Below are 1,605 nucleotides of genomic sequence, written 5' to 3' on the forward strand. Positions count from 1 at the left end.
TGGAGTTCAGAACCAATGGAGCTTGACATCACTTTAGAGTGTAGCGACCTTGACGGATTAGCCGCTGCTCAGGCGCAACAGCCTGTAGCAACCGACAACTGTGACGGTGAGATTTCATACACTAAAACAGAAGGCTCGTTCGTGTCCTCAGGTTGTGCTAACGCAGGAACCTATACCAATACCTGGGTAGCAACCGACCTGTGTGGAAACGTATCGGAAATCTTTACTCAAATAATCACTATCGAAGATACTACTGCTCCGGTTTGGAGTACTGCTTCTTCTGAATTAGATATTACTTTAGAATGTAGTGACCTTGACGGATTGGCTGCCGCTCAGGCGCAACAGCCTGTTGCAACCGATAACTGTGACGGAGAAATCAGCTACACTAAAACGGAAGGTTCTTTCGTATCCTCAGGTTGTGCTAATAGTGGTACTTATACCAATACCTGGGTAGCAACTGACCTGTGTGGTAATGTATCGGAAGTATTTACCCAAATAATCTCTATTGAAGATACTACTGCTCCGGTTTGGAGTTCAGAACCAATGGAGCTTGACATCACTTTAGAATGTAGCGACCTTGACGGATTGGCTGCCGCTCAGGCACAACAACCTGTAGCAACAGACAATTGTGACGGTGAGATTTCATATACCAAAACTGAAGGCTCGTTTGTGTCCTCAGGTTGTGCCAATAGTGGTACTTATACCAATACCTGGGTAGCAACCGACCTGTGTGGTAATGTATCGGAAGTATTTACCCAAATAATCACTATTGAAGATACTACCGCTCCGGTTTGGAGTTCAGAACCAATGGAGCTAGATATTACTTTAGAATGTAGCGACCTTGACGGACTGGCTGCCGCTCAGGCGCAACAGCCTGTAGCTACCGATAACTGTGACGGAGAAATCAGCTACACTAAAACTGAAGGTTCGTTTGTATCCTCTGGTTGTGCTAACGCAGGAACCTATACCAATACCTGGGTAGCCACCGACCTGTGTGGTAATGTATCGGAGATATTCACTCAGGTGATAACCATCGAAGATACTACGGCTCCGGTGTGGAGTTCAGAATCAATGGAGCTTGACATCACTTTAGAGTGTAGTGACCTTGACGGATTAGCCGCTGCTCAGGCACAACAGCCTGTAGCAACCGATAACTGTGACGGTGAGATTTCATATACTAAAACGGAAGGTTCATTCGTGTCCTCCGGTTGTGCCAACGCGGGTACCTATACCAATACCTGGGTAGCCACCGACCTGTGTGGTAATGTATCGGAAGTATTCACTCAGATAATCACTATTGAGGATACTACTGCTCCGGTTTGGTCAACAATGGATGCTGAACTGAATATTACTTTAGAATGTAGCGACCTTGACGGATTGGCCGCTGCTCAGGCGCAACAGCCTGTAGCTACCGATAACTGTGACGGTGAGATTTCATACACTAAAACCGAAGGTTCGTTTGTATCATCAGGTTGTGCCAATAGTGGTACTTACACCAACACTTGGGTAGCTACTGATGAATGTGGTAATGTATCGGAAGTATTTACTCAGATAATCACTATCGAAGATACTACCGCTCCGGTTTGGAGTTCAGAACCAATGGAG

General features: G+C 46.0%; 1 protein-coding gene. It reads left to right on the forward strand.

Translation table 11 applies throughout. The features are described 5' to 3' along the window. Window positions 1–1,605 (forward strand): HYR-like domain-containing protein (locus tag GN157_RS11405; protein ID WP_157483523.1); only part of this gene is annotated, 1,605 nt, incomplete at both ends.

The sequence above is a fragment of the Flavobacterium rakeshii genome, assembly GCF_009741375.1.
Taxonomy (GTDB): Bacteria; Bacteroidota; Bacteroidia; order Flavobacteriales; family Flavobacteriaceae; genus Flavobacterium; species Flavobacterium rakeshii.